Source organism: Kitasatospora sp. NE20-6, from assembly GCF_045862635.1.
In genome coordinates, this window is record NZ_BPRL01000001.1 from 62375 (window position 1) to 77704 (window position 15330).

Consider the following 15330-nt stretch of genomic DNA (forward strand, 5'->3'; position numbering starts at 1 on the left):
TCCCCCAAGCCATCGGGCACCCCTGTGCCCGGCCGCCTCGCAGAGAGGCCTGCTCGCGATGAGCACCATGCTGCCCTCCGAACCGGAACTCCCGCACCCCAGCGGCAACGGCCGGCCGACGCGCCGGGCCGCCGACCGGGTCACGTCCCCGCAGCCCATGCGCCGGGCCACCGACAAGGCCGCCCCCGCGCAGGCGGGACGCCGGGCCACCGACAGGGACACCCGCCCGCTGCCCACGCGCCGCGCCGGCGACCTGCCCGTCCACCGCACCGTCAGCCTGGTCGTGCCCGCCTACAACGAGGCCCGCAACATCCCGTGGGTGTTCGAGCAGATCCCGAACTGCGTGGACGAGGTCCTCCTCGTCGACGGCTCGTCGAGCGACGCCACGCTCGCCATGGCCCGGCACTGCCTGCCCACCGTGCGCAGCGTCCAGCAGACCGGCCCCGGCAAGGGCAACGCCCTGCGCACCGGCTTCGCCGCCGCCACCGGCGAGTACATCGTCATGCTGGACGCCGACGGCTCGATGTGGCCCGGCGAGATCCCCCACTACCTCCACTTCCTCGACAACGGCTACGACTTCGTCAAGGGCTCGCGCTGCATCGCCGGTGGCGGATCGCTCGACTTCACGAGGATCCGCTCGCTCGGCAACCGCGCCCTGCTGGCCGTCGTCAACCGGCTGTACCACGCGGCCCTCACGGACCTGTGCTACGGCTACTGCGCGTTCCGCCGCAGCTTCCTGGACGAACTCCAGCTGCGGTCGTCCGGCTTCGAGATCGAGGCCGAGATGGTCGCGCACGCACTCCGCTCGGGCCTGCGCATCGCCGAGGTCCCGAGCCTCGAACTTCCCCGCCGCAGCGGTCGCTCGCACCTCCACGCCGTCTCCGACGGCAGGCGGGTCTTGCGGACCCTCATCGCCGAGCGCCCCGGTGCCCGGTCCGCGGCGCCCCTTGCCGTGGGGGAGCGATGATGAATGGCCACGACCGGCGCACCCCGGCAGCCTGCCCGCGCCCTGTCGCCCGTACGACGCCCTACACCCCCGCCCGGGTGGTCGAGCTGGACCTGGACGCCCCGGAGCAGCTGTGCGCGCCCGGCGGACTCGGCCCGGTCGACCCGGACGGACGCGTGTTGGCGTTGGTGCGACTGCACGGACACCCGCTCGGGTTGGTATCGGCCACCGGCACCGCAGGCGATCCCGCCACGCTGCGCCGGGCGCTGGTCGCAGCCGCTCACCGGGAACTGCGTGTTCCCGCCCCGTCCACCGCGGCACCCGGGCCGCTGCCCGGTCGGGCCGGCAGCGCCCGGGTGCCCGCGGACGGACCCACCGCGACGATCATCGTCTGCACCCGGGACCGCGGCCCGATGCTCCGCGAGTGCCTCGACTCCGTCCTCGGCACGGCCTACCCGCACACGGAGGTGATCGTGGTCGACAACGCCCCCTCGGACGACGTCACCCGCGAACTCGTCCGCACCTGCTACGCCGACCGCGTCCGCTACGTCCACGAGCCCGTCGCCGGACTCGCCCGGGCCCGCAACACCGGCCTGGCCGCCGCCCGCGGCGAGATCTGCGCCTTCACCGACGACGACGCCCTGGTCGACCCCGGCTGGGTCACCGCCATGGTGGCGGCCTTCGCGTCGGACGACCGGATCGGCTGCGTCACCGGCCTCGTGCTCCCCGCCGAGCTCGACACCCCCGCCCAGGAGGCCTTCGAGTCGTACGGCGGCTACGCCAAGGGCTTCGCCCCGCACGACTGGACCTGGCACGACGGCGACGGTGCCGACGACCCGCTGCTGCCGTTCGCCGTCGGCCGCTTCGGCACCGGCGCCAACATGGCGCTGCGTACCGAGGTCATCCGCGGCCTCGGCGGCTTCGACGAGGCGACCGGCGCCGGCACGCCCACCCGCGGCGGCGAGGACCTCCTCGCGTTCTTCCGCGTCATGGAGGCCGGGTACACCGTCGCCTACCGGCCCGACGCCGTCGCGTGGCACCGCCACCGCCGCACCGACGCCGACCTGCGCAACCAGATCTACGGCTTCGGCGTCGGCTTCGGCGCCTACCTGACCGCCGCCGTCGTGCACCGGCCGCGCCTGATCGTGCCGCTCGCCCGGCGGGTACCGCGCGGCCTGCACCAGTGGCACAGCGCGCGGCGCACCCGGTCCGGCACCGCCGGCCGCGCGGGCGAGGGCCTGCACCTCGGCCGCAAGGAGTTCCAGGGCCTGCTCTACGGCCCGATCAGCTACCTGGTCAGCGTCCGCCGCCGGCACACGCACCGGGTCGAGGGGATGGCGTGATGTTCACCGTGGACTGCCGGCCCGCCGGGACCGCCCAGGTCGTCGAACTCGACCTGGACCACCCCGACGTCCTCCACACCCCCGGCCACGAACGGCGCGCCGCCCCCGACGGACACGTCCTCGCCCTCGTCCGCCAGCACGGGCACCCGCTCGGCCTGGTCGAGGCCACCGGCACCGCCGGCGACCCCGTCGGCCTGCGCCGGGCCCTCGTCGAGGCCGCCTACCAGAAGCTCTGCGTGCCCGGCCTGGCCGACGCCCGGCCCCGGCCGCACGGGCACCGGCCCGCCGCCAGCGTGGTGATCGCCACCCGCAACCGGCCCGGACCGCTGAGGCACTGCCTGGAGTCGCTGTTCCGCCAGGAGCACCGCCCCGCCGAGGTCATCGTCGTCGACAACGCGCCGTCCGACGACGCCACCGAACGGCTGGTCCGCGACACCTACCCCGGCCGGGTCCGCTACCTCCACGAACCGGTCGCCGGACTCGCCCGCGCCCGCAACACCGGGCTGGCCGCCGCCCGCGGCGAGATCTGCGCCTTCGCCGACGACGACCTCGTCCTCGACCCCGGCTGGCTCGGCGCCCTCGCCGACGCCTTCGCCACCGACCGGCGCGTCGGCTGCGTCACCGGACCCGTGCTGCCCGTCGAACTCGCCACCGACGCCCAGGCCGCCGTCGAGCAGTACGGCGGCGGCTACGCCAAGGGCTTCACCGCCCGCCACTGGTCGCTGGAGGACGGGCCCGACGACCCGCTGCTGCCGTTCAAGGTGTGCACCTTCGGCACCGGTGCCAACATGGCCTTCCACACCCGGAGCTTCCGCCGCCTCGGCGGCTTCGACCAGGCGACCGGTGCCGGCACGCCCACCCGCGGGGGTGAGGACATGATGGCCTTCTTCCGCGTCCTGGTCGACGGCCGCACCGTGGCGTACCAGCCGGACGCGATCGTGTGGCACCGCCACCACCGCACCATGGAGGCCCTCACCACGCAGGTCTTCAACTACGGCGTCGGCTTCGGCGCCTTCCTCGCGGCAGCCGTCCGCACCGAACCGCGACTGCTCGGCGTGCTGCTGCGCGGCCTGCCGCGGGCCTCCCGCCAGTGGTGGGCCGGCCGGGTCCGCGACCAGGCGGCGCTCACCGTCCCCGGCACCCCGCGCCACCTCAACCGCCGTGAACTGGCGGGCCTGCTCTACGGGCCGCTCACCTACGTGGTCAGCGTCCGGCGGCAGGACCGGCCCGCGGAGGGCGGTCACCGATGACCGGGCCCACGCTCCGCCAGGCCGAGTCGGTGCGGCCGTGCTCCTGCCCGGTCCCGCTGCCCTGCGAGTGCTCGTACACCGCACTGCTGCGGGCCCGGACACGGTCCGCGGTGCGCCGTGCCGCGCACGCCGAGCCGCTGCTGCGCAACGCGCACCTGCTCGCCGCGAGCTCGATCCTGGCGGCCGGTCTCGGCGCCGTCTACTGGATGTTCGCCACCCGCTGGTACGACGCCGAGGCGGTCGGCCGCAGCTACGCCGCACTGTCCGCGGTGGCGCTGCTCGCCGCCGTCGGCCAGCTCGACCTGGGTGCCGTGCTCGTGCGCTTCGTCCCGGCGGCGGGCCGGCACACCCGGCGGCTCGTGCTGCGCTGCTACGCCGCCAGCACCGCCTGCAGCGTCGTCGCCGCGGGCGGGTTCCTGCTGCTCGTCCCGTGGCTCGCGCCCGAGCTGCGCTTCCTGCGCGAACCCCTGCTGGCCTGCGCCTTCGGCGTGGCCACGGCGGGCTACGCGCTGTTCGTCCTGCAGGACGCCGCGCTGACCGGGCTCCGGCGGGCCGGCTGGGTGCTCGGCGAGAACGTGATCTTCGCGCTCGTCAAGGCCGGGGCGCTCGCCCTGTGCGCCGTGTTCGCCGTCGGCACCGGGATCCTCGTCTCCTGGGCCGCCGCGCTGGTCGTCGCGATCTCCGTCACCACCGTCGTGCTCTTCCGCCGGGCCGTGCCCGCCCACGAGCGCCGCGACCGGGGCGACGCCGAGATGCCCACCCGGATGGTCCGCTTCGCCGCCGCCGACTACGTGGCCACCCTCGCCAGCCTGGCGCCGTTCACCGTCGTCTCGCTCATGATCCTCGACCAGCTCGGCCCCGAGCTCAACGCCTACTACGCGCTGACCTGGATGGTCTCCTACCCCTGCTACCTGGCCGCGAGCAGCATGGCCAACTCGCTCATCGTCGAGGCCGTCCATGCCCCCGAACGGCTGGCCGAGCACGGCCGCAGGCTGATGCGGCACATCCTCCTGCTGATGGCCGGGCCCGTGCTGCTCGTCACCGTCGCCGCCCCCTGGATCCTGAAGATCTTCGGCCCCGGCTACGCCGAGCACGGCACCACCGTGCTGCGGCTCATGCTGATCACGGCCCTGCCCAACGTCGTCCTCACCATCGCGGTCGGCGCCGCCAAGGCCCGCCGGGCCCTGCGCTGGATGATCGGCCTGGAGATCACGTTCGCGGCGCTCTCGATCACCCTCGCCGCCCTGCTGCTGCCCAGGCTCGGCCTCACCGGCATCGGCGTGGCCTGGCTGCTCGCCGTGTGCGCCCTCGCCCTGCCGCTGCTGCTGGCGATGCCCCGCTGGCTGCCCGTCCACCCCCGGAGGCCGGCATGACCACCGAACCCGCCGCCCCCACCCTCACCGCGGTGATCTGCGCCTACACCACCGACCGGTGGGACGACCTCGGCGCCGCCGTCGCCTCCGTCCGGGCCCAGCGCACCCCGCCCGACGAGGTGCTCCTCGTCGTCGACCACTGCCCCGAACTGCTGCGCCGCGCCGCCTCCCTGCCGGGCCTGCGGGTGCTGGAGAACCGCCACCGCCGCGGCCTGTCCGGCGCCCGCAACACCGCGCTGGCCGCCGCGCACGGAGACGTCGTCGCCTTCCTCGACGACGACGCGGTCGCCGCACCCGACTGGACCGCCCGACTGCTCGCCGGCTACGCCGACCCGTCCGTGCTCGGCGTCGGCGGCCACGTCCGGCCCTGGTGGGAGACCGGCCGCCCCGCCTGGTTCCCGCCCGAGTTCGACTGGGTCGTCGGCTGCTCCTACACCGGCCTGCCGGACCGGCCCGCCGAGGTGCGGAACTTCATCGGCGCCAACATGTCCTTCCGCCGCACCCCCGTGCTCGCCGCCGGCGGCTTCGACGACGGCCTCGGACGGGTCGGCGAGCGCCCGCTCGGCTGCGAGGAGACGGAGCTGTGCATCCGCCTCACCGCCGGCACCCCGGGCGCGGTGCTGCGGCACGAGCCGTCCGCCGCCGTCCGCCACCACGTGCCCGGCAAGCGCACCACCTGGTCGTACTTCGTCGCCCGGTGCTACGCCGAGGGCCGCTCCAAGGCCGGCGTCGCCCGCCGCAGCGGCACCGGGCCCGCCCTCGCCAGCGAGCGCCGCTACCTGCGCCGCACGGTGCCCGCCGCCGTCGTGCGCGCCGTGCTGCACGGCCGTCCGCGCACCGCGGGCGCACTCTGCGCCGGCGTCGTCACCACGCTCGCCGGGTACACCGCCGGACGGCTCCGCCGCGGCCCGGTGCCGTCCGGTGCACGCCGCCCCGGCCGCCCTGCCCCTGCCCCCGCCCCCGCCCCGGAGGGCACGACGACCGGGAGCAGACCATGAGAGCCGTGCCCGTCTTCCTCTGGCACTCGGTGGCGGACGACCCGCCGCCGTGGATCGCCCCCTTCACGGTCACCCCGGCGGTCTTCCGCGAGCAGATCGACCGCATCCTCGACAGCGGCCTGCAGGTGGTGCCCCTCAGGCGGCTCGTCGCCGCCGTACGGGGCGGCGCCGCGCTGCCGCCCCGCGCCGCAGTGCTGACCTTCGACGACGGTTTCGAGGACTTCTACTGGACGGTCGCCCCCGTGCTCGCCGACCGCGGCCTGCCCGCCACGCTGTACGTCACCGTCGGCGCCCTGCACCCGCCCGGCGGCGAACCGACCGGCAGCCTGCTGCCGCGGTCCGGACGGATGCTGAACTGGCGCCAGCTCACCACCCTCGACCTCCTCGGCATCGAGATCGGCGGCCACTCGCAGACCCACGCCCAGCTGGACACCCTCTGCGGCCAGCACTGCACCGACGAGATCGTCGGCTGCAAGCAGCGGCTGGAGGACACGCTCGGCCACGAGGTCGTCTCCTTCTCCTACCCGCACGGCTACTCCAGCCCGGCGGTGCGCCACAGGATCGCCGAGGCGGGCTGGACGTCGGGGGCCGCCGTGCAGGACAGGTTCAGCTCGGCCTCCGACCACCCGCTGCGGATCAGCAGGCTGATGATCCGCAGCGACACGCCGACGGAGCGCTTCGGCGCCTGGACGGCCGGCCGCGGCGCCCGGATCGCGCCGCTGCCCGAGCGGCCGTACGACAAGGCCTACCGGGCCTACCGGCGCCTGCGCGCGGCGGTCGGCAGCCCGGTCGGCGGACCGCCACAGGATTGAGGGCCCCGATGTCCGCCCACCAGACCAGCAGCCCGGCGGCGGAGGCCGGCGACCCGCCCCCCGTGCCCGGAGCCACCCGGCCCGCCCGCCCGCGTCGGCCCTCCCCGCTCCGCCACGGACTCCTGGTGCCGCTCGCGCTGCCGGTCGCCGTGGGCCTGTGGATCGCCTCGCTGCCGCGGGTGAAGGTCGACGCGATGGGCGACCTCGGCCTCCTCCAGGTGCTGCCGGTGACGTACTTCGCGGCCCTGGGCCTGCTCGCCGTGGGCTTCCTCGCCGTGCTGCGCGAGCCGCGGGTGCGCCAGCCGTGGGCGGCCGGGTACGTCCTCGCCCTGATCGCGGTGATCCACGCGACGCCCAGCCTGCTCTACCCGGCACTGCGCTACGCGTGGGCGTGGAAGCACGTCGCCGTGGTCGACGCGATGCTGCGCCACGACGGCGCCGTGCCGCACGCCGGCACCCTCGACATCTACAACCAGTGGCCGGGGTTCTTCCAGCTCAATGCCGCCGTGCTGCGGGTCACGGGCCTGCACTCGGTGCTCGGCTTCGCCTCCTGGTACCCGCTGCTGGCGAACCTCCTGCTGGTGGGCCCGCTGCTGCTGCTGTACCGCTCGGTCACCACCGACCGCCGGCTCGTGTGGGGCGGGGTGTGGCTGTACTTCTCGGTCTCCTGGGTCGGCCAGGACTACTTCTCGCCGCAGGCCTTCGCCTACCTGCTGTACGTGACGGTGATCGCGCTGGTGCTGCGGCGCCTCGCCGACCGGCGCCGCGCGGAGGCCGCGGGCACCCCCGCCGCACGCCGCCCGGGGGCGTTCGTCCTGGTGGTGGTGCTGATCGCGGCGATCGTCTGCTCGCACCAGCTCACCCCGCTGATGCTGATCACCACGCTCCTGCTGCTCGCGATCCCGCGGCGCAACCGGCGGGTCGTGCTGCCCGTCCTCGGGGCCGCGGTGGGCCTGACCTTCCTCTGGGACTCCACCGTCGCCCGGCCGTACGTCTCGACGCACCTGAGCGACCTGATCGGCGCCCTGGCCACGCCGGACCGCAACGCCACCTCCGGGCTGGCCGGCCTCGGCAGCGCGGCGCCGGGCCAGGTGTTCGCCTCCTGGGTGGACCGGTCGCTGACCGCGTCGGTGTTCCTGCTGGCGCTGGTCGCCGTCGTCCGCCACCGGTGGGTGCGGCGCACCGGGCTGCCGCTGATGCTCCTCGCCCCGCTCGTGATGCTGCCGAGCAACAACTACGGCGGCGAGATGATCTTCCGGGTCTACCTCTTCGTCCTCCCGGCCGCCGCCTTCCTCGTGGCCACCCTGCTGGTTCCCCCCTGGCCGCACCGCCGGTGGCGGGCGTACGCCTCCGGCCTGGTCGCGGCCGTGCTGCTCGGCGGCCTGCTCTTCGGCTACTACGCCAAGGAGAACATGAACCGCTTCACGGCCGAGGAGGCCGCCGCCACCCGCTTCGTGACGGCCCTGGCGCCACCGGGATCACGCATCGTCTCGGTGACCTCCTCCCTCCCCGGCGGCGAGCTCGGCTACGACACGCACGAGCGGCTCGTCCTGGCCCAGGACCCGCTGGACCAGCGCCGCCTCCTGCTCACCGACCCGCTCGCCGTGCTGCAGTCGACCATGGACGACCCCCGGATCACCGGCCCGACGTACGTCATCCTGACCCGCGCGCAGGAGGCCGAGTCCCAGCTGACCGGCGTCTTCCCGGTCGGCACCGTCGGGAGCGTGCGGGCCGCCCTGGACACCTCCACGCTCTTCCAGAGGCTGTACGACGGCCCCGACGCGGCGGTCTACCGCTACATCGGGCCGGGCGCCCGGCCGTCCCCGCCCGGGAGTGTGCAGCCATGAGAGTCCCGCCGGGTGCCGCCGCCCGCCTCCTCCCCGTCGTCGCCGGCTGGACGGCCGCCCTGGCGGTCGTCACCCGCTGGCCGGGCGACCCGCTGCGGGCCGCGGTCGCCGGCGCCTTCCTGCTCGCCGGGCTCGGCACGGCCGTCCTGCAGGCCGCCCGGCCGCTCGGCGACCGCCCCGGCCCGGCCGACCGGCTGCTGACGGCGGCCCTCGCCCCCGTGGCGGGCGCCGCGGTCGTCGCCCTCGCCGCCGTGGCGCTGTTCTCGGCCCACGCGTTCACCGCGGTCCGCCTGACGACCGGGCTGGCCCTGCTCACCACCCTGCTCGCCCTGCTGCCGCGCCCGCGGCCCCCGCGGCAGGAACCCGCCCGCCCGGACCCCCCGGGCGGCGGGCCCGCCGCAGCGCCCCGGCGCCCGCCGCGGCCGGGCCGCACCGCCCTGCGCGTCGCCACGACGGCCGCCCTGTGCCTGCTGCTCACCACGGCCTGCAGCGGCATCCCGGACGGCCCGGGGGCGAGCCCGGGCGCGCAGGCGGTGAGCGGCGGGCGGACGGAGCCGGCCCGCGACCGGCCGGCCGCCCCGGGCCCCTGGCACCTGGTCTTCCACGACGACTTCACCGGACCGGCCCTGAACACCGCCGACTGGGCGACCTGCTACGACTGGAACGACCACGGATGCACCAACGCCGGCAACGGCGAGGAGCAGTGGTACCTGCCGGGCGGGGTGTCGGTGGCCGACGGCGCCCTGGCACTGACCGCCCGGCGGCAGGACACCCGCGGCAGCGACGGCCGCACCTACCCGTGGACCTCCGGCATGGTCACCACCGGCCGCGACCACTGGGACGGCGCCCCGCGGCACACCTTCACCTACGGCTACTTCGCCGCCGCGATCCGCGCCCCCGCGGACGCCCTCGGCATGTTCCCGGCGTTCTGGCTGATCCCGGCGGAGGCCCGCGGCACCCCGCCCGAACTCGACGTCGCGGAGTTCCCCAACACCAACCTCCAGGTCGACATGAACCTCCACTGGCGGGCCGCCGACGGCCGTGACGCGCACGTCGGCCACCGCGACGGCCCGGCGGACTTCGCCGCCGAGTACCACGTCTTCGCCCTGGACTGGGAGCCGGACGCCGTCACCTGGTACGTCGACGGCGTCGAGCGGTTCCGCATCACCGAGAGCGCCCGCATCCCGTCGGTGGCGATGGAGATCGTCGTCAACCTCGCGGTCGGCTACCTGGTGTCGCCGCCGGCGTCACTCGACACGTCCACGCTGAAGGTCGACTGGGTCGCCGTCTGGCAGCATTGAGCCGACCCGCAGTGTGATCCGAGAGGTACGTACAGTGATGGCCAGGAACCGGCCTGACCTCGACCGCAGTGTTCCCGTCCTGCTGGTGAAGATCGGCCGGTACCCGCAGTCGCACAGCGCGGTCGGCGTGGTCCGCTCGTTCGGCCGGGCAGGTGTCCCGGTGCACGCCATGGTGGAGGACCGGCTGACCCCCACGGCGGTCTCCCGCCACCTGACCGGCGCCGTCGTGGCCCGGACCACCGGCTGCGAGCCGGAGGAGCGGCTGCTGGAGGCCGTCCGCGGCGCCGCCCGCAGGGTCGGCCGCCGCTGCCTGCCCGTCACCACCGACGACGAGGCGGCCGTCCTGCTGGCCGAGCACGCCGACGAGTTCCGCGGCCAACTGCTGCTGCCGCCGGTGCCCGCGGCCCTGCCGCGCCGGCTGGCCGACAAGGGGGAGCTGCCCGCGCTGTGCGCCGCGGCGGGCGTCCCGACCCTGCGGGCCACCGCGCCGGACGGGCGCGAGCAGCTGCTGGAGACGGCCCGGAGCCTCGGCTACCCGCTGGTGCTCAAGAACCTCGCACCGTTCTCCCGGCTCAGTCGTCCGGCGGTGGGCCACAGCACCGTGGTCCGCGACGAGCGGGCGCTGCTCGCCGCCTGCCCGGACGGCACCGCGGGTTCCGTGCTCGCCCAGGAGTACCTGCCCGACGAGCACGCGGAGGACTGGTTCACCCACCTGTGCTGCGGCCCCGGCGGGGAGCCGCTCGTGCTCTTCACCGGGCTGAAGCTCCGGGCCTGGCCGCCCGGCGGCGGGGTGACCACCCGGGCCCGGGCGCTGCCCAACCCGGAGCTGGCGGCCCTCGCCGAGCGGTTCTGCCGCTCCGTCGGCTACTGCGGCATCGCCGACCTCGACTGGCGGCTCGACCGGCGCACCGGCCGCTACCACCTGGTCGACTTCAACCCCCGGACGGGGGCGCAGTTCCGGCTCTTCGAGACCGCGGGCGGCGTGGACGTCGTGCGCGCCCTGCACCTGTCGCTCACCGGCCGCCCGGTGCCGTCCGGCCCGCAGCGGGCCCGCTCCTTCGCCGTCGGCCAGCTGGACGCGATGTCGGTGGTCAGCGGCCTCCGGCACGAGCGCCGGTTGCCCCGCGACGTCCGGCCCCGGCGGGGCACCGAACGGGCCTGGCTCAGCCTCGACGATCCCGCCCCGGCGGTGGCCGAGACCGCCCGCTTCGCCGTCACCGAGGCCCTGCGCCTCGTCCGGGCGGTGCGGCGCGGCGGGTAGCGGCCGCTACCCGGCGGCGGCGACGGCCGCGCCGACCCGGCGGCCGGCGAAGGCGGTGCCGCACACGAACCGCATCACCGGGCCGAACGTGTCGGCGGCGGCGAGGCCGGTGAAGTACAGGCCCGGCACGGACGACTCGAAGCCGGGCGTCAGCCGCGGCGCGCCGCCGGGTGCCCGCCGGACGGCCCGGCGCAGCCCCGCGTCGAGCAGGGCCAGCCGGTCGACGTCCACCCGGTAGCCGGTGGCCACGAGCACGTGGTCGGCCTCCAGCTCCTCCCGGTCCGGCCCGTGCAGCCGGAGCCGCACCCCGCCCGGCACCTCCTCGGCGCCCTCCACGGTGTGCCCGGTCAGCACCCGGAACCGGCCGTCGATCCGGTCCCGGAGCCACCACGCGCCGGCGGGCCCGAGCACCGTGCGCACCCGGAGGTCGCGGGCGCCGTCGGAGAGGTGCCGGAACGCCCACGGGATGCCGGCGTAGGCCCGCAGCGGCCAGCCGGGCCCGAGCACGGAGCTGGGTTCGGCGACCCGCGAGGTGAGCGGCCGGTCGTCGACGATGTCGCGGTCCGGCGGGGTGCCGAAGACCAGTTCCTCCCGGCGGGCCACGAGGGTGGGGGAGGCCCCGGCCTCGTGCAGCAGCGCGGCGCTCTCCAGCGCGGACTGCCCGGCGCCGACGACGGCGACCCGGCGGCCGGCGAACGTCCCCAGGTCGGCGTGGTCCGAGGTGTGCGAGGCCAGCCCCGCCTCCACGGCCCCGGCCAGCACGGACGGCACCCGGGCGTACGCCTTCAGGCCGGTCGCCACCACGACCGCGCCGGTGGTCAGCTCCTCGCCGGTGCCGAGCTCCAGCCGGAACCCGCGCGGGCCGGACGTGACGGAGACGACCGTCGTGCGCTCGACCTCGGGCACCCGGTTGCGCTGGAACCACTCGCCGTACGCGACGAACTCCTCCACCGGGATCGCGTACCGGTCGCCGACCGGCGGCTGCCCCTGGCTGATCCGGAAGTCGGCCAGCGTCCAGGCGCCCGACGGGTCGGAGATGTTCGAGGCGCGGGGGGTGGACTTCAGGTACATCCCGCGCGGCATCGCGGACCGCCAGCCGTCCATCGGCTCGCCGAACACCCGCACGTCGACCCCCCGGCCCTTCAGGTGGGCGGCGGCCGCCAGGCCGTACGGCCCGGCCCCCACCACCACGGCACCGGGTACCACCCGGCCGGACGGCTCTGTCATGGGAAGACCTCCGGTGTTCGACGCCTCCTCTCCAGCATGCGACGGGCGGCCGGGGGCGGCACGCCCGCCTGTCGCCGCCCGCCCGGCCGGAGGCGCTCCGGGACGCCGGGGGCCGGCCCGGGCCGCCCGCGGTCAGTAGCGCTGGGCCCGGACGACCTTGGCGTTCGCCGCGTCGGCCCTGGTGTCGCCGTGCGCCAGCACCGTCCGGGTCTGCCCGGCACCGAGGCCGGTGGTGCCGACGACGACCGTCTCGACGGTCGCGCCGGAGCTGTCCAGGAAGTCGACCTGCACGGCGTAGGAGGCCGTTTCGGAGCTGGAGTTGGTGATGGTGAGCGTGGCCGCGGGGAAGCCGTCGGTGGCGGTGGTGGGGATGCCCGTGAGGGTGACGTCGCCGAGGGCGTTGCCGGTGCCGGCGACCCCGGTCAGGGCGGCGCTCGCGCTCGCCCGGGCCTTCGACACCTGGGCCGAGACGGACGCCTCGAACGCCGCCGCCCGGGACTCCAGCGCCGAGGCCGCCGCCGAGGCGGACGCGGCGCGGGCCGAGGCGACCTCGGAGATCAGGGCGGCGGCGTTCGACGCCGCGTCGGAGGCTTCGGCACCGCTCAGCTCGGACGCCTCCGCCGCCGCCGAGGCGGCGTGCCGGGAGGCCTCGGCGGCCGCCGACACGACGGCCGGGCTGATGCCGCCCACGGTCTTCTCCGAACTGCTGCAGGCGGCGGCGCCGGCGGTCAGCGCGGCGGCCGCGGCCAGGATCGCGCCGGCCCGGGCGGTGGGCCCGGTGAGGGCGCGCAGGCGGGGGTGCTGGGTCATGGCGGGCTCCCGAGGGGCGTTCGGCCGGAGGATGCACAACGTCTCAAGCCTGCGAGGGCGGGTCGCGGGCCGCGCGCAGGGCTGCGCCGCCCGGGTGTGCGGCGGCCCCCGGCCCGCGGGGTGCGGACCGGGGGCCGGGCGGGGCCGGGACCGGCCGTCAGTACCGCAGCACGGCGGCGATCCGCTCGTGCGCGCTGAGCTGCTCGTCCGGCAGGAAGACCACCTCGGCACCCTTGTCGAGGGCGGTCTCCACCAGTTCGTCGACGATGTCCTCGCGGACGCCGTCCTCCCAGCCGCCGGTGCTCCCGTCGTCGAGCGGGGTGAGGTGGCCGTCGGTCAGCCTGACGGTCCGCTGGAAGTGCTCCTCGACGGCGACCATCTCGGCACGGCCCTCGCAGACGGCCTCCCAGACCTCGTCCAGGCCCGCGGCGAACGCCCGGCGGCTGCGGGCGGCGTCCAGCGCCGACCCGACCCGGTCCGACTCGTGCCGGGCGAACTCCGCCATGGCCGGGGTGAGCTCCTGCAGCAGCAGGCGGTCGGGACCGTCCGTGAGGCCGCCCTTGAGCACGGTGGCGACGGCCTTCCCGGCGGCCTTCCCGGTGCCGACCTCCTGCAGCAGCGAGACGGCCTGCGCCAGGCCGACGAGGAACAGCGGCCGGGGGTCGGCGGCCAGCACCGTGCCGAGGGCGGCGTCGACGGTGCGCAGGAAGCGGCGGGTGTCCTCGTCGCTGAAGGTGCTCGGCTGGTCGCCGACCCGCTCCTCGCGCTGGACGTCCCAGTCGGGCCCCTCGGCCTCGGCGGGGAAGCCGTCCGCCTCGTGCTCGTGCAGCGTCTGCCCGGAGCCGCCCCACAGCGAGGCGCGGTCGGCGGCCACCGCGAGCACCCAGTACGGGCGGGCCTGCGCCTTGGCGGCGACGAGGTTGCGGGTCAGGAAGGTGTCGCTCAGCACGACCCGCTCGGGCACCTCGCGGGCGAGGTTCCACACCTGGTGGTCGGCGGTGGTGGCGTACAGGACCAGCCCGTCCCCGGTGTGGCGCGGGTCGATCTCGGCGACGGCCCGCTCCAGCTGCCGGTGCAGGTCGATCCGGTCCTGCCGGGAAGCCTCCGGGTCGGAGTCGATCCGGCGCTCGGCCTCGGCCAGCAGGTTGCGCAGCCGCACCGCGTCCTGGGCGTTGTCCGGCTCGCGGCGGTGCGTCGGCATCGTCAGCGAGACCGCGGGGTACGGCCGTGCGGTGCGGAGCTCGCGCAGGGTCTCGGCGGTCAGGGAATCGGTTTCCATGGGCGCTCTTCCGGTTCGGGTCCGCGCCGGGCGCAGGGCCCGGCGGGGCCGCGCGGCGGGGCGGGAGGACGGGGGCGGCCCACCACCCGACGCTTCCACGCGCCCCGCACCCCCGCCCGCCCGCTGCGCCGACCGGGTGAGGGCGGTCAGGCGCCGAGCGAGAGCCCCGCGATGCCGTGGCCGAGGGTGCGGGCGGTGCCGTCGGCCTTGGTGCGCAGGTAGCGGACGTTGCTGTCGGAGAGGTGCACGCCGGTCGGCACGCGTTCGGCGACCTCGATGCCGAGGGCGGCGAGCTGGGCCGCCTTGTCGGGGTTGTTGCTGAGCAGCCGCACGCCGGTGGCGCCGAGGGCGGTGAGCATCTGCGCGGCGGCGGTGTAGTCGCGGCCGTCCTCGGGCAGGCCGAGCGCGGTGTTGGCCTGGTAGGTGTCGAGGCCGGAGTCCTGCAGGGCGTAGGCGTCGAGCTTGTTGTACAGGCCGATGCCGCGGCCCTCCTGGCGCAGGTAGAGCAGGTAGCCGCCGGACTCGGCGATCCGCTCGACGGACTCGCGCAGCTGGGGGCCGCAGTCGCAGCGGGCCGAGCCGAAGACGTCGCCGGTCAGGCACTCGGAGTGCAGCCGCACCAGGGGCGTGCCGGTGGCCGCGGTGGGCCCGCCGAGGGCGAGGGCGAGGTGTTCGGCGCCGTCGGCGAGGCCGTGGAAGGTGTACACCTCGGCGTCCGCGCGGTAGCCGTCCGGGAAGGTCAGCGGGATGCGGACGTGGGACCGCACGCGGGCGGGCGCGGGCTGCGGCGTCCGGGCGGTGTCGGTGTGCGGCATGCCGGCCTCCGTGGTCGGGGAGAGTGGTTCAAATTCGAACCGCTTGCGTCGACCGTACCGTGTAGTTC

The 15330-nt window shown here is 75.9% G+C and carries 13 protein-coding genes; 9 read left to right on the forward strand and 4 right to left on the reverse strand.

All coding sequences use genetic code 11. The features are described from left to right. Positions 1 to 58: 58 nt before the first annotated feature. From SNE206_RS00270 to SNE206_RS00310, 9 genes are read left to right on the forward strand one after another with little or no spacing between them, the layout of a single operon-like run. Complete coding sequence (locus SNE206_RS00270) at positions 59 to 967, forward strand: glycosyltransferase family 2 protein (RefSeq protein WP_407911248.1); 909 nt, start codon at positions 59 to 61, stop codon at positions 965 to 967. Next, the gene (locus tag SNE206_RS00275; RefSeq protein WP_407911249.1) at positions 964 to 2289 is read left to right on the forward strand and encodes a glycosyltransferase; all 1326 of its coding nucleotides are present in this window, start codon (positions 964 to 966) and stop codon (positions 2287 to 2289) included. The genes SNE206_RS00270 and SNE206_RS00275 overlap by 4 nt, the downstream gene beginning before the upstream one ends. After that, positions 2289 to 3539 (forward strand): glycosyltransferase family 2 protein, encoded by a 1251-nt coding sequence (locus SNE206_RS00280; RefSeq protein WP_407911250.1) that lies wholly within the window; start codon positions 2289 to 2291, stop codon positions 3537 to 3539. Before SNE206_RS00275 ends, SNE206_RS00280 begins: the two co-directional genes overlap by 1 nt. After that, the gene (locus tag SNE206_RS00285) at positions 3536 to 4912 is read left to right on the forward strand and encodes a lipopolysaccharide biosynthesis protein (RefSeq protein WP_407911251.1); all 1377 of its coding nucleotides are present in this window, start codon (positions 3536 to 3538) and stop codon (positions 4910 to 4912) included. Before SNE206_RS00280 ends, SNE206_RS00285 begins: the two co-directional genes overlap by 4 nt. Further along, entirely contained in the window at positions 4909 to 5910 is a 1002-nt protein-coding gene (locus SNE206_RS00290; RefSeq protein ID WP_407911252.1) for a glycosyltransferase family 2 protein, read from the forward strand. The genes SNE206_RS00285 and SNE206_RS00290 overlap by 4 nt, the downstream gene beginning before the upstream one ends. Next, positions 5907 to 6722, forward strand: a complete 816-nt coding sequence (locus SNE206_RS00295) for a polysaccharide deacetylase family protein (RefSeq protein WP_407911253.1) — start codon at positions 5907 to 5909, stop codon at positions 6720 to 6722. The genes SNE206_RS00290 and SNE206_RS00295 overlap by 4 nt, the downstream gene beginning before the upstream one ends. An 8-nt stretch (positions 6723 to 6730) precedes the next feature. Continuing rightward, positions 6731 to 8569: a glycosyltransferase gene (locus tag SNE206_RS00300; protein ID WP_407911254.1), complete on the forward strand. Its 1839-nt coding sequence runs from the start codon at positions 6731 to 6733 to the stop codon at positions 8567 to 8569. Further along, complete coding sequence (locus SNE206_RS00305; protein ID WP_407911255.1) at positions 8566 to 9870, forward strand: family 16 glycosylhydrolase; 1305 nt, start codon at positions 8566 to 8568, stop codon at positions 9868 to 9870. The genes SNE206_RS00300 and SNE206_RS00305 overlap by 4 nt, the downstream gene beginning before the upstream one ends. 37 nt (positions 9871 to 9907) lie before the next feature. After that, entirely contained in the window at positions 9908 to 11131 is a 1224-nt protein-coding gene (locus SNE206_RS00310) for an ATP-grasp domain-containing protein (protein ID WP_407911256.1), read from the forward strand. A gap of 6 nt (positions 11132 to 11137) precedes the next feature. Here the strand turns inward: SNE206_RS00310 and SNE206_RS00315 are convergent, their stop codons facing one another. From SNE206_RS00315 to ribA, 4 genes are all read right to left on the reverse strand, one after another. Next, on the reverse strand, positions 11138 to 12358 hold the full coding sequence (locus SNE206_RS00315; RefSeq protein WP_407911257.1) for an FAD-dependent oxidoreductase: 1221 nt from the start codon (positions 12356 to 12358) through the stop codon (positions 11138 to 11140). Between the two features lie 132 nt (positions 12359 to 12490). Further along, the gene (locus tag SNE206_RS00320; RefSeq protein WP_407911258.1) at positions 12491 to 13168 is read right to left on the reverse strand and encodes an FxLYD domain-containing protein; all 678 of its coding nucleotides are present in this window, start codon (positions 13166 to 13168) and stop codon (positions 12491 to 12493) included. Positions 13169 to 13325: 157 nt separating this feature from the next. Continuing rightward, positions 13326 to 14447, reverse strand: coding sequence for a chemotaxis protein (locus SNE206_RS00325; RefSeq protein WP_407911259.1), 1122 nt, complete (start codon positions 14445 to 14447; stop codon positions 13326 to 13328). A gap of 146 nt (positions 14448 to 14593) precedes the next feature. Beyond that, on the reverse strand, positions 14594 to 15262 hold the full coding sequence (gene ribA / locus SNE206_RS00330) for a GTP cyclohydrolase II (protein ID WP_407911260.1): 669 nt from the start codon (positions 15260 to 15262) through the stop codon (positions 14594 to 14596). Positions 15263 to 15330: the final 68 nt, after the last annotated feature.